This is a genomic window from Sebaldella sp. S0638 (assembly GCF_024158605.1).
GTDB lineage: Bacteria > Fusobacteriota > Fusobacteriia > Fusobacteriales > Leptotrichiaceae > Sebaldella.
In genome coordinates, this window is the sequence record NZ_JAMZGM010000242.1 from 1 (window position 1) to 1,631 (window position 1,631).

A 1,631-nucleotide genomic window follows, 5' to 3' on the forward strand; every position below is an offset into this window, starting at 1 on the left:
AAGGAGGCTAAAGTGGAACAGGACAGAATAGAAACGGTCTTAAGTGTGGTAGATAACTATACAAGAGAGATAGAAAGATACAGAAATGAACTAAATACAGTAACCCGTCAGATAAATAATATGGGAAATACATCAGGCGGAGCCACATCAGGAGTTCAAAAGCTAGTAGCCTCCTTAGGAGGAATAAAAGGAATTCTGGCCGGTCTTGGAATAGCAGTAGGAATAAAGGAAATAGGAAAACTAGGATTAAGCTGTATAGATGCAGCATCGGAAATAAAAGAGCTGGATAACGTACTTGTACAAGTATTTGAAAGAGGAAGCCGTGAAGTAGTTAAATGGGCAGATAGTATGTCAACCAATGTAGGGAGAGCGAGTTTTGAATTACAGCAACAGGCAGCCATATTCGGAAGTATATTCAAAGCATCAGGAATAAAGACAGAAGATTTACAAGATATGTCAATGGTACTCTCACAATTAGCAGCAGATTTCAGTTCATTTTATGATAATGATATGAGCGAAGTATTTACAGCCTTAAAATCCGGAATATCAGGAGAATCAGAACCGTTAAAAAGATATGGGATAATACTAAATGAAACAACAGCAGCAGAATATGCTTTATCACAGGGAATAAAAACAAAGTGGCGGGAAATGTCGGAGGCTCAAAAACAAATAATAAGATATAACTTTTTAATGGATAAAACAAAGTTTATCCAAGGAGATGCAGAGCGTACAATAGACAGTTATGCAAATCAGATAAAAGTATTAGATGCATACTGGGATAATATTTCAAGAACATTAGGACAGAAATTTATTCCAGCCGGCGAAGGAGTTCTTCATACAATAAATGGAATGATGGGGGCGCTGGATGCGTGGCTTACTAAACCAGATTTAAATAACTACATAAGAAGTTTTGAAGAAGAAAAAAAGGTATTAGAGGATTTAGCAATAGAATTTGAAAAACTATCTAAAGCTCCGGAAACAGATATAAGTTCACAGCAAAGATTATCTGCAATACTAGATGAACTAAATTCAAAATATCCTGGAATATTAGAAAATATAAAAAAGGAAAATGGTGCATATGTAGGAGTAAGAGAAGCAATTGAAGGGATAATAAGTTCCTTAAATGAAAAAATCAATATGCAGATACTGGAAGAATTCAGTGAAGGAATAATAGAACTAAAAAAGAAGGCAACAAAAGAAATAGATGACTTAAGAGCGAAAATAAATAAAAATGAGATAAATATAAAAGTAAAGTATAAAAATGCAGATATAGATAAATTGACATCAGATGATTTTATTCAGACCTTCAGAGATAATAAAAGAGAAGCAGAGAGAGCTGTAATGGCAATGTCAAGGGAAGTATCAAGTTACTATGACGACCAGAAGATGTTTTACAATGAAGTGATGTTTCTAATAGAACAAAAAGCAAAATTACCGGAAGAATCAGCAAAAATAGTATCAAAATATACAGAGAAAATGAACAGTGAAATAGAAAAAGCCAAAAGTTTTCAGGAAAGCTTCAAATTAGCAACAAACACAGAGGCATTTAAGGAAATAGACGGCAAAATAGACAGCTTAATGAAAAAGGACGAACTGACAAACAGTCTAACCAATGTTCACGCAAAAGTATC

1 pseudogene is annotated in these 1,631 nt (G+C 34.0%); it reads left to right on the forward strand.

The features are described 5' to 3' along the window. Positions 1–12: 12 nt before the first annotated feature. Positions 13–1,631, forward strand: a pseudogene (locus NK213_RS19960) (hypothetical protein); the annotation flags it as partial.